Raw genomic sequence first — 13,998 nt, forward strand, 5'->3', positions numbered from 1 at the left:
GTGCGAGCGGGCTGGCCCGCTCCCAGCGGTTTGACCGCCTGTGCAATTCAAGGGCTGTAATAACCGACCGCCACCATGAAATGCCCGGTTTTGCGCAAATACGCATGCTTGTTCTCGACCTTGCCGGTCACCGGGTTTTTCCAACGGTACTTGTACTCACCCTGATCCTGCTCCGCCATCAACTTGAGGATCGGTGCGCCCACCGGCTTGCCGTCGGGGTCCTTGATCTTGCTGAAGTCGGTGTTGATCAGCCGCAGGTTGGTGCCATGGGCGACATAGCGCCGGGTATCGAGGTCGACCACGAACACGTAGAGATCGTCCTGCAGGAAACCGCCCTGCAATGAGTTGATCGCCTTCAGCGTGCCGGCTTCATCCTTGACCAGCGCCTTGACGGCCTGGTCCCGCAGCGCTCGCGCCTGTTCCGGCGTGGCCCGTGGCAGGTAATAGCCCACCGCCAGAATGCGTTCGCCGACACGCTGATAAAACACATGCTTGTGTTCGATCTTGCCGTCGTTCCAGTTCTGCCAGCGGTAGTCGGCCTGCTGGATGCCCTGGCCTTCCGGCGCCTTGAGCGCGTCCTTGAACGACTGGCGCAAATCCGCCCCGAGCACTTCGGACACATCGCGGCCGATCAAGGCGGAGGAGGGCCCGCCGCTGGCCAGCAACACGCCCTGAGTGTCGACCACGAACACATAGCGGTCATGGTCGACGAACTCGCCCTGGCGGCTGAAGGCGGCGAAGGCCTTGTCGCCATTGCTCTGGTAGTAGGCCAAGGCTTTCCCCAGCAGAGCCTTGGCCGCCTGGGCGTCCTCCTCCGGCAAGGTGGCGGCGTGTACCTGGCTGAAACCCAACAGCAGCAGCCAGCTGAATCGGAGCAGTCGCTTCATTATCCGTGCCTCGTTCTTATAGATGTGAGCACAGCTTAGACGGCTGCGGCTCAGGGCGCCGCCAGCCATTGATTGACGATGCCGTCGTACACCCCGGTGGCCACGCTCAGGTGCAACCACTGGTCGACGTAACTTTTCCAGGCCACATCGTCGCGGGGCAGCAGGAAGGCTTTCTCGCTATATTGCATCTGCCGCTGCGGGTTGACCGCGCACAGCCCCGGCTTGAGTTTCTGCTGGAAGCGCGCCTCGCTGGCGTCGGTGATCATCACATCGGCCTTGCCCGCCAGCAGTTCGTCGAAGATGGTCACGTTGTCGTGCAGGCGTATCTGCGCCTGGCCCAGGTGCGCCCGGGCGAACACTTCGTTGGTGCCGCCCGCCGGCTCGATCACCCGCACCTGCGGCTGGTTGATCTGCTCGACGCTCTGGTAACGCTGCACATCGGCGCAGCGCACCAGCGGGATCTTGCCGTCGACGCCGAGGGACTGGCTGAAGAACGCCTTTTTCTGGCGTTCCAGCGACACCGAAATACCGCCCACGGCGATGTCGCAGCGGTGCGCGAGGAAGTCCGGCATCAGGCTTTTCCAGGTGGTGGGCACCCAGGCGATCTTGGCGTTGAGGCTCTTGGCCAGGGACTCGGCCATGGCGATATCGATGCCTTCGTAGCGGCCATCGGCACGCAGGAAGGTGTAGGGCTTGTAGTCGCCGGTGGTGCAGACGGTGAGCGTGCCGCTGTCGAGCACGTTGTCCAGGCGCGAGGGGGGCGTGTCCGCGAAGGCGGGTGTCGCCAGACTCACCAATACACACAGGGCTAAAGGAGCTTTCATGCGGTCGAGTCCTTGGGCATGATCGGGTGGCCATTATTTCCAGCAAGATGGCGGGGTGGCAAGGACGGCGAATGTTTAGCCAACGTGCAACCAAACTCCGTCAACCCTGAATTGACGCCCCTGACCCGGCGTGTGACGCTGCCGGGCATCTCCCTCACGGTGATTCGCCCATGGACGGTTACCCCGACACTTACCCCGAGACACTGCCTGGCGTCGTCGCGCCGAGCGGTCCGGCGGATGTCGAGGCGTTGCCCTCCGCGCTGGCTTTCTGGGCCCTGTTCCACTGTCGACATGCGCGCCCACCAGATACCTCTCTCTTACGTTGATCTATCCGATGGATGACGCGCACCTGCGCGCATCCGCCCGGCGGCGCCTGTGCGCCTGCCTGACGCAAACGTATGAGAATTGCCATGAGTGTTTTTGCCAGCCTGCACGAAGCCCGCTCTTTCCTTGAGCAGAACCCGGACATCGAGATGTTCGAGCTGTTCATCCTCGACAACAATGGCGTGCCGCGCGGCAAGTTGCTGCATCGCGACGAACTGCTGGCGGTGTATGAAAGTGGCCGCCCGCTGCCCAGCACGATCCTTGGCCTGACCATCCATGGCGATGACGTGGAAAACTCCGGGCTGGTGTGGGAGGTGGGCGATATCGACTGCCGTGCGTACCCGATCAGCGGCAGTTTGCAGCGCATGCCATGGCGGCTGATTCCGACGGCGGCGGTGCAAGTCAGCATGCACCCCACCGAAGGCTTGCCCGCCACCGTGGCCGACCCCCGGCACGTGCTGGCCAGGGTGATCGACGGGCTCAAGGCCGATGGTTATTACCCGGTGATGGCGGCGGAACTGGAGTTCTACCTGCTCGACCAGAAACCCGACCACAACGGCCGCCCGCAACCGGCGCGCGACATGGACGGCGGCCGCCCGCGTGCGACCCAGGTCTATGGCCTGCGCGAGCTGGAGCAGATCGAGCCGTTTCTCGCCGACCTTTACAGCGCCTGCAAACTGCAAGGCATCCCGGCGCGCACGGCAATTTCCGAATACGCGCCGGGCCAGGTCGAAATCACCCTCGAACACCGCACCGATGCCCTGCAAGCGATGGACGAAGCGGTGCGCTACAAACGCCTGGTCAAAGGCGTGGCGCACAAGCACGGGATGACGGCGTGCTTCATGGCCAAACCGTTCGACGACCTAGCCGGCACCGGCATGCACATGCACGTCAGCCTGGCGGACGCCGAGGGCCATAACCTGTTCGCCAGCGAAGCCGCCGACGGTACGCCGCTGCTGCGCCAGGCGGTGGGCGGCATGCTCAGCACCTTGCTCGATTCGCTGCTGATGTTCTGCCCCAACGCCAACTCCTATCGCCGCTTCCAGACCAACAGCTATGCGCCGCTGGCCGCCACCTGGGGCGTCGACAACCGCACCGTCAGCCTGCGTGTGCCGGGTGGTCCGGCGCCGTCGCGGCACATCGAACACCGCCTCTGCGGCGCCGACGCCAACCCTTATCTGGCGGCGGCGGCGATCCTCGCCGGTATCCACCGCGGCATCCGCGAACGACTTGACCCCGGCGCTCCGGTGGAAGGCAACGGCTACGCCCAGGCCAACGCGTTGCTGCCCACCGATTGGCTCACCACCCTGCGCGCCCTGGAAGACTCCAGCTGGGCACGGGAGGCGTTCGGCAGTGAGTTTCTCGGCGTGTACCTGGCGGTGAAACGGGCTGAATATCGGCAGTTCATGGGCGAGGTGGGCGAGCAGGACTGGCGCTGGTATCTGCACTCGGCGTGAACGGATTGACGGTGGTGGTTTTTTCGACCTTTTTTTCACGTTGCACTGGTTAAGCTGCGAATCAAGGTCATTCACTACCGTTCCACTCACATGAGCCCGTGATGTTGTCACCACCACTTTCGTCCATCGAGATTGAATACGCCGAACGCTGTGACCGTGAGCACGCCAGGGTCTGCGGCGATACGCGCCCGCCTGGGCTGCGTCAGCGTCTGGCGGCGTGGCGTGACGGGCGGCTGGTGCGCAATGCCCTCAAGGTGGCCGGCGAGCCCGGTCTGATCCTCGACCTGGCCTGCGGTTCGGGGCGGTTCTGGCCGGTGTTGGCCGAACACGTCAACCGGGTCATCCTCGCCTCGGATAACTCCCAGGACATGCTCGACCACGCCCGCACCCATCACCCGGCGGCGCTGCTCAAGCGGGTCAAGACCTTTCAGGGCTCGGCGTTTTCCATCGGCTTGTCGGCGAACGCGGTAGATTGCATTTTCTGTCTGGAATTGTTTCGCCACGTGCCCAGCAGCGAAGGGCGCCAAGCGCTGCTGCAGGAGTTTCATCGGGTCAGCCGCGACACCGTGATCGTGTCGGTTGCCTCCCGGACGCCAGTGGAGGAGGAGTTCTGCCAGGCAGGGTTCCAGGTCCTGAATCACCAGGAGTTCATTCCTGGCTCCAGCGTATGGCGTGTCTACGTTCTACGTAAGATGGGATAACTCCAATCTGTCGGACTATTCTTTACACGCTGTCGGAGTTTTCATGATTGCGTGTGCACTGCGGATGCTCGCAAGTCCCTTCCGCGATATATACTGCGCGCCATTCTTCAAGGGAGAGCCGTGTGGCCATCGATATTCACTGGATCTGCGACAACGATAGCCTCGGCCAGCATTGCGCCGAATGGCAGCAGTTGCCATTCGTCGCCCTCGACACCGAATTCATGCGGGTCGACACCTTTTATCCCATTGCCGGGCTGATCCAGATCGGTGATGGCGTTCGCGCTTACCTGATCGACCCCCTGACCATCGACAACTGGCAACCGCTGGCGGCGTTGCTGGAAAACCCGGCCGTGATCAAAGTGGTCCACGCCTGCAGTGAAGACCTGGAAGTGTTGCTGCGCCTGACTGGCAGCCTGCCGGTGCCGTTGTTCGACACCCAACTGGCCGCGGCTTACCTGAACCTCGGCTTCTCCATGGGCTATTCGCGCCTGGTGCAAGCCGTGCTCGATATCGACTTGCCCAAGGGCGAAACCCGTTCGGACTGGCTGCAGCGCCCGTTGTCCGAGACCCAAGTGAGCTACGCCGCCGAAGATGCGGTCCACTTGGCCGAGGTCTTCATTCGCCTGCGCCCGCGGCTGTCGGACGACAAATACGCCTGGGTCCTGGAAGACGGTGCCGAACTGGTGGCCAACCTGCGCCGCGAAGTCGACCCTTACGAGGTGTACCGCGAGGCCAAGCTGGCGTGGAAACTGTCCCGTGCCCAACTCGCCGTGCTGCGTGAACTGTGCGCCTGGCGCGAGCAGCAAGCGCGTGCCCGTGACCTGCCGCGCAATCGCATCATTCGTGAACACTCGCTGTGGCCCCTGGCCAAATCCCAGCCGGATAACCTCGCCGCCCTGGGCAAAATCGAAGACATGCACCCGCGCACCGTGCGTCAGGATGGCCAGTTTCTGCTGGACCTGATCAAGCGCGCCGGCAGCGTGTCCATGGACCAATGGCCGCCCGCCGTGGCTGAACCGCTGCCGGTGGATGCCGCTGCGCTGATCAAGCACCTGCGCGCCTTGGGCCAGGCGCAAGCCGAACGCCTGGAGATGGCGCCGGAACTGATGCTGCGCAAGAAAACCCTCGAAGCCCTGGTCAAAAGTGGCTACCCCGACGGGCCTTACCAATTGCCAGACTCGCTGCGTGGCTGGCGCCGCGAGTTGATGGGCCAGGCGCTGCTCGACAGCCTGGCCACTGCCGGAGAACAGCCTTGAAACGTATTTGCTCCATCTATCGCAGCTTGAAACGCAACGAAATGTATCTCTACGTGCTGAAAAGCGATGCCCTGGAGCGCGTGCCGGAACCCTTGATGGAAGCCTTCGGCAAGGCCCATCACGCCTTCGACATGGTGCTGACGCCCGAGCGCAAGCTGTCGCGCGAGGACATCGCAGTGGTCCTGGAAAACCTCGAAAAGCAGGGCTACCACTTGCAAATGCCACCGGCCGAGGACGAGTACATCGAACACTTGCCCGAAGAGCTGCTGCGCCGCAACGACCCGATGTGATCGCGGCGTGCCCTGCCCGGGGCGCATTCTTTTCCATGGAATCGTATTAATGGATGGTGGCCGTAAGGATGCGGGCGGCCGTCCGCATTGTTTTTGAAAGGTTTGAACCATGCGTGTTCTGATTGCTGAACAGGATCACCCGCTCTACGCCCAGTTGCTGAGCGAAGCGGCCCCGGACCTCGAGGTGTTGACCAGCGGCGACTCGGCCGAACTCTCGCGCCTGGCTGCCGATTGCCCGGTGTGGCTCGGCCAGCCGGACCTGCTCGCCACCCTGTTGCGCCAGGGGCACCAGCCGCAGTGGCTGCAATCGACCTGGGCCGGCATCACGCCGCTGCTGGCCGACGGCCTGCCCCGCGACTATCGCTTGACCCGTGCGGTGGGGATTTTTGGCCAGGTCATGGCGGAATTTATCCTCACCTACATGCTCGGCCATGAACGCGAAGTCTTGGCGCGCCTGGTCAGCCAGGTCGAGCGCAAGTGGGACAACCGCATGGGCCAGAGCCTGGCGGGGCGCACGGTGCTGATCGTCGGCTGCGGTGATATCGGCCAGCGCGTGGCGCAGTTCCTCGTGCCGTTTGGCGTCAAGCTGTACGGCATCGCCAGCCAGGCGCGCGAGCAGGCGCCGTTTGTCGAAGTGGCTGCGCTCGATCAACTCGGCCGGCTGGTGGGCGAAGCGGACTACGTGATCAACCTGTTGCCCAACACGCCGAACACCCACGACCTGTACGACGCGGCGCTGTTCAAGCAATTCAAGCCGAGCGGGTTGTTTATCAACGTCGGCCGCGGCGTTGCGGTGGTTGATGCGGATCTGGTCGAAGCGTTGAAAGAAGGGCACCTGGCTGGCGCGGTGATCGACGTGTGCCGCCAGGAACCGTTGCCGCAGCGCCACCCGTTCTGGACCGCCTGGGGCTTGCTGCTGACCGGGCACAGCTCGGCGCCGACCTCGCCGTCGATGATGGTGCAACTGTTTCTGGAAAACGTGCGCGCCTACCAGGCCAAACAAGTGTTGCGCGGTGAAGTGGATTTCGAGCGCGGCTACTGACACCGCGTCGAACCACAGGTGGGGGCTGGCGAGCCAGCTCCCACGTCAGTCCTAGAGACTGAAATCGCCTTGCGAAACCAGCTCGCTCAACGGCTTGCGCGGGCTTGGGGTCTCACGGCCTTGCAGGTACTCGGGCAAGCTCGACTTGTCGCCCAGCTTGCCAATCGCGACCGCCGCATGCAGCGCATAACCCTCGGGAATCTTCAGCTCCTTGCGCGTCAGCGCCTGATCGAAGCCGGCCATGCCATGGCTGTGCCAGCCGCTGAGGCTGGCCTGCAGCGCGAGGTAGCCCCAGGCCGAACCGGTGTCGAAGGTGTGCCACAGCGCCGGGGTTTCTTCGCTGGCGCCGGGGGCGATGAAGTCGGTTTTCGAGGCGATGATCACCAGGGCCGACGCATGCTGCGCCCAGTTGCGGTTGAATTCGTTCAACAGGCCGAGGAAACGCTCCCAGTCCGGCGTGTCACGGCGCGCATAGAGAAAACGCCAGGGCTGCGAGTTGTAGGCTGATGGCGCCCAGCGCGCGGCTTCGAAAAAACTCAGCAGGGTTTCCTGCGGGATGCTCTCGCCGGTAAAGGCGCGGGGCGACCAGCGGTCAGTGAACTGGGGGTTTATCGGGTAATCGGCAGCGCGGGGGTTGGTGCTCATGGGCAGTTCCTGATCGTCAATTCGGCGCTCAAAGCTACTGCGCTCCCACTAGACTGACAAGTCTTGCAACACCGCCAGTCGTAAGCGCTTGGCCCCAGTGGCCTTGGGCACTAGACTGGCGGCCTTTTCACCCACCGATACCGATGTAGAGCCATGGCCGCCAAAGTCGAACCTTTCTGGATACGCAAAACCCTTGAACACCTCGATCAGGAGGAGTGGGAGTCGTTGTGCGACGGCTGTGGCCTGTGCTGCCTGCAAAAGCTCGAGGATGAAGACGACAACAGCGTCTATTACACGCGCATCGCCTGCAAACTGCTCGACCTGAAAACCTGCCAGTGCACCGATTACCCCAACCGCCGCGCGTCGGTGCCCGACTGCATCCAGCTCACCCCGGGCCAGGCCGACCAGTTCAAGTGGTTGCCGCCCACCTGCGGTTACCGCCTGGTCAGCGAGCGCAAGGACTTGCCGCTGTGGCATCACCTGGTCTGCGGCGACCGTGACGCCGTGCATCACGAACGCATTTCCCAGTCCGGCCGCATGCTCCGCGAAGGCAGCGTGCCCGAAGAAGACTGGGAGGATTACCTGATTTTCCGCGCTGGCTGAACAAGGAGCGAGTATGAAGGGGCTGACCCGGCTGGCGGCAAGCCTGGTGTTGCTGGCGCTGAGCACACCGGCGTGGTGCGCGAAGAAAGTCGACCTGGACTATCACGTCAAACTGCTGCCCCAGAGCGATCAGGCTGAGGTGCGCGTGAGCCTGTCCCAGGGTTCGGCGGTGCGCAGCCTGGATTTCGAGCTGGGGCGCGACGGTGACTACAGCGATTTCAAGGCCGATGGCCAATGGAAAGTCAGTGGCCATCGCGGCCTTTGGCAACCCAGCGCCGACAAGGCCAGCCTGACCTACCGTGTACGCCTCAGCCATGCGCGCAAGCCGGGTATCTATGAAACGCGCATGACGCCGGATTGGGCGCTGTTTCGCGGGGAAGACCTGGTGCCGACCGCGCACCTCGACCAGCAGGACGGCGTCGAGCTGGTCTCGCGCCTGGTGTTCGAGCTGCCGACGGGCTGGAAAAGCGTCGAAACCGCCTGGCCGCGTATCGGCAAGCACACCTTCCGGATCAACAACGTCTCGCGCCTGTTCGACCGCCCCACCGGCTGGATGCTCGCCGGTAACCTCGGCAGCCGCCGTGTGCGCCTGGGCGAAACCGACGTCACCGTGGCCTCGCCCAAGGGCCAGGCCATGCGCCGTATGGATGTGCTGACGTTGCTGACTTTCGTCTGGCCGCAGGTGGAAGCCGCGTTCCCGCGTCACCCCGCCAAGCTATTGATTGTCGGCGCCAGCGACCCGATGCGCCGTGGCGCCTTCTCGGCGCGCGACTCGGTCTACCTCAACAGCCGCACGCCGCTGGTCAGTGAAAACGGCAGCAGCCCGTTGATCCGCGAAGTGGTGCATGCCATCGGCCGCTTCAGTGACCATGATGCCAGCGACTGGATCAGCGAAGGCCTGGCGGAGTATTACGCGATCGAGTTGCTGCGCCGCGGCGGCGGGATCACCGATGAGCGCTATGCGGCGATACAGGCGCGGTTGACCCGCGAAGGCAAGGACGTCACCAGCCTGCGTGGCGAGCACGTCAGCGGCGCAACCGTGGCGCGGGCAGTGGTGGTGATGCAGGAGCTGGATCGCGAGATCCGCGTGAAAACCCACAACAAGCGCTCGCTGGATGATCTTGCGCAAGTGGTGATGCGGGCGAACAGCGTCAGCACCCCAGAGTTTGTGCGACTGGCTCAGAGCATCATCGGCGAGTCGTCGGTGGTGTTGGACTCCAAGCTGTTGCGCTGACCCAGAATAAAGGTGGGAGCAAGCCGCCTCCCACATCTGGATCAGCAACAGACAGAAGACTTGGCTCAGCCGGTGGTTTTTGTGGCCTTTTCGGCCCCCGTTTGCGCCTTGGTCTTCAGGTTCTTCAACTCGTCACCGGCCCGCTCGATTTTCGTGCGCAGGCTGTTCATTTCCTGGCGACCTTGTTCCAGCTTGTCCTTGAGCGAACTGTGCCCGGTAAACCCACGCGTCAGCGCCACGCCGCCAATCGCCACCTGGAGCAGCCCGAAAATCCCGCCACGGCGCAGGCCTTTGCCGACCATGATCACGCCGCCGGCCACCGAGCCGATGCGCTCCCAGCCGTGTACGTTCTGCGTGGGGCGGGCCTGGCGTGGGGTGGATTCAATGACAGGTCGCAGGGTTTTGCTGTCGCTCATGATCGGTCTCCAACAAGGGCTAGTGATACGCAACTGACTGTGTGCAGGCGCCGGATGTTCCCGGCAACTCAGTATTTGGGCCCAGAGCGGGTGTTATTGCCCTTGGCCAGGCGGTCGTAGAGCACCACGTTGACGGTGGCGGCGAGGTTCATGCAGCCGGTGGTCGGGATGTACACCACGTCTTCACACCAGTCGCGAATCTCTTTGTCGAGGGAGCCGTCCTCGGGGCCGAAGATGTACAGCGCGCGGTCGGGGTGGGTGTATTCGGGCAGCGGGCGGGCGCCGTCCACCAGTTCGACGGCGACCGGGATGCAGCCCAGCGGCAGGATTTTTCTCAGGTCATCGATGCCGATCAGCGGAATGTCGTGGTGGACCTTCTTGGTGTCGGTGATGAAATCCCGGGCGCGCTCGTAGCGTTTGCCGGTGTAGAACACCGAGGCCACGCCGTAGCAACCGGCGGCGCGCATCACCGAACCGACGTTTTCGGGGGATTTGGGGTTATACAGACCGATGCAGCTGTAGCGTTTATTGCCCACGGGGAAGGGTGCCTTGGAGAAAAGCGGCGATTATACGGGGATTGGTCGGGCTGTGGTCGCTATCGAGCGCTGCGTCGCTGGCGCTGCTGCCTTCGCGAGCAAGCCCGCTCCCACATTGGTCCGTGTCCATGCTCTGGAATGCGGTCAAAGGTAGGAGCGGGCTTGCCCGCGAAGAGGGCGGGGCAGCCCGCGCGCAACTTCAGTCGTCTTTCTTCATCAACCCTGCCAACGCCGCGAACGGGTTGTGCGTGGCCTTGGCGATCGTCGGGCTGCTGGTGGAGCCTTCGCCGAAGTACTGCTGGTCGGTGTAGCGCGAGTGCTCGTTGTCGTGGCAGTACAGGCACAGCAACTCCCAGTTGGACCCATCCTGGGGATTGTCGTCATGGTTGTGGTTGCGGTGGTGTACGGTCAGTTCGCTCAGGCGCTTGCCGGCGAACTCACGGGCGCAGCGGCCGCACACGTGGGGGTACATTTTCAGGGCTTTGTCGCGGTAGCCCATTTCCCGGTCGCGCTGGGCATCGGCGAGGATGCGGTCGAGCTTGGCGGTGTGGGAGGGCGGGTTGGTCGAGCTCATCATGGCTCCTGTCTTCGGGTGGGTCACGGATAGGGTTGATTCTAGCCAATCGCGGCGCAATTAGCCCTTGAGCTTTTCCGCAATCCAGATGGTGTGCCGCGTGCCCTTGTTGCCATGGGCGAACACTTGCACTTCCTCGGCCTTGAAACCGGCCTTGCGCAGCTTGTCGCTGAACAGCTTGTCGGCGCTGGCCGACCACACCGCAAGTACGCCCTTGGGGCGCAGGGCCTTGGCGCAGGCGGCCAGGCCACCGGCGGAGTAGAGCCAACTGTTGGCTTTTTGCGTAAGGCCTTCGGGGCCGTTGTCCACGTCGAGCATGATCGCATCAAAGCCCTGGGGCTCGGCTTGCAGCACCTTGGCCACGTCTTCCATGCGGACCACGGTGCGCGGGTCAAGCAGCGGGCGCCCGGCCTTTTCGCCCAAAGGGCCACGGTTCCATTCCACGACACCGGGCACCAGTTCTGCCACCACCACTTCGGCGGTCTTGCCCAGGTGCTTGAGGGCCGACGCGAGGGTGAAACCCATGCCCAGCCCGCCGATCAATACCCGCGAACCGGGGCGGCCGGCGACTTTGCGACAAGGGATTTCTGCCAGCGCGTCTTCGGAGCCGTGCATGCGCGTGTTCATCAACTGGCCGCCGTCGCCGCCCTGGATCTTGATGACAAAGTCCTCGCCGTATTCGAACAGGCACAAGGCACCGCCGTTGTCGGGGATCGGGGTGGTGTCCAGCAGAACGAAACGTTTCATGGAGATCTCATTGGGAAGGGCATTCTTGCGCGGTTGGGAGTAGCCTTACGACATTCCGGTCAGGCCATGGAGCCATCGATGAAGTGCAGCATTCTAACGGTCATTGTGTTGGGCGCGCTCACATTGGGTGTGGCGCAGGCTCAGGAGTTGCAAACCGTACCGGTTGCGCCGGCGCCAACCCCAGGCGCGCCGGGCACCCCCACCCCGACGCTGTATCCGCAAGTCACCCCGCCGGCGGTGCCCAAGACGAACGGCTCGCCGCCGCTGGTGCCTATCGTGTTACCTGCGCCACCGAAGGACCAGACGGTCCCCGGCGTGCCGCCGAACGACAGCAAGCCGAAGACGCCCGGCGGTTAACCGCGTCGAGCGCTCCGGCGTTCAGCCAGGACCGCTAAACCAGCCCCAGCGCCTTGAACACAAATGCATATTCGAGCGCTACGTCACGTAATCCCTGGTAACGCCCGCTCATGCCGCCATGGCCGGCCCCCAGTTCGGTCTTGAGCAGCAGCAGGTTGTCGTCCGTCTTGGTGTCGCGCAGCTTGGCCACCCACTTGGCCGCTTCCCAGTACTGCACGCGGCTGTCGTTGTAGCCGGCGATCACCAGCAGGGCCGGGTAGGCCTGGGCGCGCACGTTCTCATACGGCGCATACGCCTTGATGCGCGCATAGACCTCGGGCTCCTGCGGGTTGCCCCACTCGTCGTACTCGGTGACGGTCAGCGGCAGGTCCGGGTCGAGCATGGTGTTGAGCACGTCGACGAACGGCACTTCGGCAATCGCCGCCTGGAACAGCTCCGGACGCTGGTTGAGCACCGCGCCGATCAACAGGCCACCGGCACTGCCGCCGCTGATCACCAGCTGTTTGGCGCAGGTCAAACCCTGTGCGATCAGGTGTTCGGCGCAGGCGATAAAGTCGTTGAACGTGTTCTGCTTGTGTTCTTGTTTGCCATTGCGATACCAGGCTTCGCCCAGCTCGCCGCCGCCGCGCACATGCGCAATGGCAAACGCGACGCCACGGTCCAGCAGGCTCAGGCGCGCGTGGGAGAACCACGGATCGAGGCTCTGGCCGTAGGCGCCATAACCGTAGAGGTACAGCGGCGTCGGCTTGCCGAGCTGGTCGCGCTTGACCACCAGGCTGATCGGCACCTGGGTACCATCGGCGGAGGTTGCCCACAAACGCTGGCTGACGTAATCGTCGGCGTTGAAGACGCCGAGTACCGGGGTTTCCTTGAGCACCTGTTGCGCGCCGCTGGCCAGTTCCAGCTGGCGCACCTGGGCCGGACGGTTCAGGGCTTCGTAGCGCAGGCGGATCTTGTCGCTGGGGAATTCCAGGCTGTTTTGTACGTAGAGGCTGTAGGCAGCGTCAGGCAATTCCACACGATAGGTCGCTAGACCCTGGGGATGCACTTCGATGACCGGCAGGCCGCCGATGCGCAGGCTCAAGGTCATGGCGCCGGCATTCAGGCTCACGCCGTCGAGCATCACCTCATCGCTGTGGGGGATCAGGTTTTTCCAGTCGGCCTGGGTCGGCACGCGGCCGGTGTCGGCGGCGACGAACAGGGCGTAGTTGATGCCGTCGCGGTTGCTGCGGATGAACCAGGTCCACGCGCCGTCGAGCTGGCCGTGGTCGACGTCGTACTCGTGGTCTTCGACCCGTGGCGCCAGGCAGGTGAAGTCCAGGTGCGGCTGGTCGGCGTCCAGCGCCCAGATTTCACTGGTGGTCTTGCTGCCCAGGGCCACCAGCAACTGGCGCTCGGAGCTGGAACGGTAGCAGTGCAGGAAGAAACGCCCGTCGGTCTCGTGGAACACTTCCTGCGCGGCGGTGCCGTCCAGGCGATAGCGGTAGAGTTTGTGCGGACGATGGGTATCGTCCAGTTCGCCGAAAAACAGGGTCAGGCTGTCATTGGCCCAGGTCATGCTGCCGTCGCAGTTATCGAACGCCAGTTCGCTGACTTTGTCGGTGGCCAATTCCTTCACGTACAGGGTGTAGATCTCTTCGCCATTGGTATCGAGGCTGTAGGCCAGGCGCTGATGGTCGGGGCTGATGCTGAACGCACCGAGGGAGAAAAAGCCGCCGTTGGCCAGCACGTTGGGGTCGAGCAACAGCTCCTCGCTGCTGTCATCCACCTGGTTGCTGTCGTCGGCCGGGCGGCGGCAGCGGTAGTGGCGGGCGTATTCGTCGCCGGCGGTGGTGCGCGTGTAATACAGGTACGGGCCCCAGGGGGAGGGCAGCGACAGGTCGGTTTCGAGGATACGGCCCTTGATCTCTTCGAACAGGGTTTCACGCAGCGCCTGTTGCCCGGCGAGTTGGGCTTCCTGCCAGGCGTTTTCGGCTTTCAGGTAATCCATCACTTCTGCGCTGTCACGCACTTGCAGCCAGGCGTAAGGGTCCTGGCCTGGGGCCTTGCGGGCAATCGGGGCGGCAGTGATGGGGGTCGATGGCGGCATGGATCACTCTCTGTCT

16 protein-coding genes are annotated in these 13,998 nt (G+C 63.6%); 8 read left to right on the forward strand and 8 right to left on the reverse strand.

Annotation, left to right across the window (positions count from 1 at the left end):
- Window positions 1–47 precede the first annotated feature (47 nt).
- Both LQ249_RS08910 and LQ249_RS08915 read right to left on the reverse strand, forming a co-directional pair.
- Entirely contained in the window at window positions 48–887 is an 840-nt protein-coding gene (locus LQ249_RS08910; protein ID WP_057004993.1) for a cache domain-containing protein, read from the reverse strand.
- Window positions 888–937: 50 nt separating this feature from the next.
- Window positions 938–1,711 (reverse strand): transporter substrate-binding domain-containing protein, encoded by a 774-nt coding sequence (locus LQ249_RS08915; protein ID WP_079443068.1) that lies wholly within the window; start codon window positions 1,709–1,711, stop codon window positions 938–940.
- Window positions 1,712–2,121: 410 nt separating this feature from the next.
- Between LQ249_RS08915 and LQ249_RS08920 the strand changes: the two genes are divergently transcribed.
- The 5 genes from LQ249_RS08920 to LQ249_RS08940 all read left to right on the forward strand — a co-directional run bounded on the left by LQ249_RS08920 (window position 2,122) and on the right by LQ249_RS08940 (window position 6,781).
- Window positions 2,122–3,492 carry a glutamine synthetase family protein gene (locus LQ249_RS08920; protein ID WP_046384337.1) on the forward strand — a complete coding sequence of 457 codons (1,371 nt, stop codon included), beginning with the start codon at window positions 2,122–2,124 and terminating at the stop codon, window positions 3,490–3,492.
- 101 nt (window positions 3,493–3,593) lie between these two features.
- The gene (locus tag LQ249_RS08925; RefSeq protein ID WP_079443069.1) at window positions 3,594–4,193 is read left to right on the forward strand and encodes a class I SAM-dependent methyltransferase; all 600 of its coding nucleotides are present in this window, start codon (window positions 3,594–3,596) and stop codon (window positions 4,191–4,193) included.
- 122 nt (window positions 4,194–4,315) lie between these two features.
- Window positions 4,316–5,449, forward strand: a complete 1,134-nt coding sequence (rnd, locus tag LQ249_RS08930; protein WP_046384335.1) for a ribonuclease D — start codon at window positions 4,316–4,318, stop codon at window positions 5,447–5,449.
- Window positions 5,446–5,739 (forward strand): YcgL domain-containing protein, encoded by a 294-nt coding sequence (locus LQ249_RS08935; RefSeq protein WP_017848744.1) that lies wholly within the window; start codon window positions 5,446–5,448, stop codon window positions 5,737–5,739. Before rnd ends, LQ249_RS08935 begins: the two co-directional genes overlap by 4 nt.
- 109 nt (window positions 5,740–5,848) lie before the next feature.
- Window positions 5,849–6,781, forward strand: coding sequence for a D-2-hydroxyacid dehydrogenase (locus tag LQ249_RS08940; protein ID WP_232566395.1), 933 nt, complete (start codon window positions 5,849–5,851; stop codon window positions 6,779–6,781).
- A 51-nt stretch (window positions 6,782–6,832) separates the two neighbouring features.
- On the opposite strand, the gene LQ249_RS08945 is transcribed toward LQ249_RS08940, so the two are convergent.
- The gene (locus LQ249_RS08945) at window positions 6,833–7,426 is read right to left on the reverse strand and encodes a nitroreductase family protein (RefSeq protein ID WP_232566396.1); all 594 of its coding nucleotides are present in this window, start codon (window positions 7,424–7,426) and stop codon (window positions 6,833–6,835) included.
- Between the two features lie 153 nt (window positions 7,427–7,579).
- Here LQ249_RS08945 and LQ249_RS08950 point away from each other — a divergent pair, with 153 nt between their 5' ends.
- On the forward strand, window positions 7,580–8,029 hold the full coding sequence (locus LQ249_RS08950; protein WP_017848747.1) for a YcgN family cysteine cluster protein: 450 nt from the start codon (window positions 7,580–7,582) through the stop codon (window positions 8,027–8,029).
- Window positions 8,030–8,042: 13 nt separating this feature from the next.
- Window positions 8,043–9,263: a hypothetical protein gene (locus LQ249_RS08955; protein ID WP_108524353.1), complete on the forward strand. Its 1,221-nt coding sequence runs from the start codon at window positions 8,043–8,045 to the stop codon at window positions 9,261–9,263.
- A 65-nt stretch (window positions 9,264–9,328) separates the two neighbouring features.
- On the opposite strand, the gene LQ249_RS08960 is transcribed toward LQ249_RS08955, so the two are convergent.
- The 4 genes from LQ249_RS08960 to LQ249_RS08975 all read right to left on the reverse strand — a co-directional run bounded on the left by LQ249_RS08960 (window position 9,329) and on the right by LQ249_RS08975 (window position 11,536).
- A complete protein-coding gene (locus LQ249_RS08960; protein WP_017848749.1) occupies window positions 9,329–9,679 on the reverse strand; it encodes a YgaP family membrane protein in 351 nt (116 codons plus the stop codon).
- Window positions 9,680–9,747: 68 nt separating this feature from the next.
- Entirely contained in the window at window positions 9,748–10,215 is a 468-nt protein-coding gene (locus tag LQ249_RS08965; RefSeq protein WP_017848750.1) for an RNA methyltransferase, read from the reverse strand.
- A 199-nt stretch (window positions 10,216–10,414) separates the two neighbouring features.
- A complete protein-coding gene (locus tag LQ249_RS08970) occupies window positions 10,415–10,789 on the reverse strand; it encodes a YajD family HNH nuclease (protein WP_003210675.1) in 375 nt (124 codons plus the stop codon).
- 60 nt (window positions 10,790–10,849) lie between these two features.
- Window positions 10,850–11,536 carry a spermidine synthase gene (locus LQ249_RS08975; protein WP_017848751.1) on the reverse strand — a complete coding sequence of 229 codons (687 nt, stop codon included), beginning with the start codon at window positions 11,534–11,536 and terminating at the stop codon, window positions 10,850–10,852.
- 78 nt (window positions 11,537–11,614) lie between these two features.
- Here LQ249_RS08975 and LQ249_RS08980 point away from each other — a divergent pair, with 78 nt between their 5' ends.
- Window positions 11,615–11,893, forward strand: a complete 279-nt coding sequence (locus tag LQ249_RS08980; RefSeq protein ID WP_017848752.1) for a hypothetical protein — start codon at window positions 11,615–11,617, stop codon at window positions 11,891–11,893.
- A 34-nt stretch (window positions 11,894–11,927) separates the two neighbouring features.
- Here the strand turns inward: LQ249_RS08980 and LQ249_RS08985 are convergent, their stop codons facing one another.
- Window positions 11,928–13,982 carry a S9 family peptidase gene (locus LQ249_RS08985; protein ID WP_017848753.1) on the reverse strand — a complete coding sequence of 685 codons (2,055 nt, stop codon included), beginning with the start codon at window positions 13,980–13,982 and terminating at the stop codon, window positions 11,928–11,930.
- Between the last annotated feature and the right edge of the window lie 16 nt (window positions 13,983–13,998).

The organism is Pseudomonas sp. 7-41 (assembly GCF_021233075.1).
Taxonomy (GTDB): Bacteria; Pseudomonadota; Gammaproteobacteria; order Pseudomonadales; family Pseudomonadaceae; genus Aquipseudomonas; species Aquipseudomonas veronii.